Raw genomic sequence first — 1,056 nt, forward strand, 5'->3', positions numbered from 1 at the left:
TCTGATCGCCAGGTTAGATGGAGTCGCCGTTGAAATACGACCCTTCAATTGCTTGGGTTCTAATCCCGCAGAGCGGGAGACCATGTTAGGTGGGTAGTTTGACTGGGGTGGTCGCCTCCAAAAGCGTAACGGAGGCTTCCCAAGGTTCCCTCAGGACGATTGGTAACCGTCTTCAGAGTGTAATGGCACAAGGGAGCTTGACTGCGAGACCGACAAGTCGACCAGGTGCGAAAGCAGGGCATAGTGATCCGGTGGTTCCGTATGGAAGGGCCATCGCTCAAAGGATAAAAGGTACTCCGGGGATAACAGGCTGATCGCCGCCAAGAGCTCATATCGACGCGGCGGTTTGGCACCTCGATGTCGGCTCGTCACATCCTGGGGCTGGAGAAGGTCCCAAGGGTTGGGCTGTTCGCCCATTAAAGTGGCACGCGAGCTGGGTTCAGAACGTCGTGAGACAGTTCGGTCCCTATCTGTTGTGGGCGCAGGAGATTTGCGAGAGTCTGTCGTTAGTACGAGAGGACCGCGATGGACAGACCTCTGGTGTATCAGTTGTTCCGCCAGGAGCATAGCTGAGTAGCTAAGTCTGGAATGGATAAGTGCTGAAAGCATCTAAGCACGAAGCCAGTCTCAAGATAAGATCTCCATAGAGGGGCGTTGCAGACGACGACGTTGATAGGCTGCAGGTGTAAATACGGTAACGTATGTAGCCGAGCAGTACTAATTACCCGAAACTTTCTAATCATCTGATGATATCAGAAAAGATAGAAAAGAAGCTAAAGCATTATTGCGAAGGCGAAGATGAAGCGAGTCTTCATCGAAAAAAAGAGCCAAAAGCTGAAAGATTTTTACCCGATATGTCAAAGACATTATCCCCCGGTCGCTCAAAAGAGAGCGGCAGAATACAAGGGGCAATCGAATTAAGGTGGTTATTGCAACAGGGTTCCACCTCTTCCCATACCGAACAGAGAAGTTAAGCCTGTTAGCGCCGATGGTACTGCGTAAAAGCGGGAGAGTAGGTCGCCGCCGACTTTTAAAACAAGAAAACTCCGATTCACA

At 50.9% G+C, this 1,056-nt stretch carries 2 rRNA genes; both read left to right on the plus strand.

The annotated features are described in order from the left end of the window. Window positions 1–741, plus strand: a 23S ribosomal RNA gene (locus ACT29H_RS16740); the annotation flags it as partial. A 177-nt stretch (window positions 742–918) separates the two neighbouring features. Beyond that, window positions 919–1,029 (plus strand): 5S ribosomal RNA (gene rrf, locus ACT29H_RS16745). Window positions 1,030–1,056 lie beyond the last annotated feature (27 nt).

Source organism: Thermophagus sp. OGC60D27, from assembly GCF_052400625.1.
Taxonomy (GTDB): domain Bacteria; phylum Bacteroidota; class Bacteroidia; order Bacteroidales; family Marinilabiliaceae; genus Thermophagus.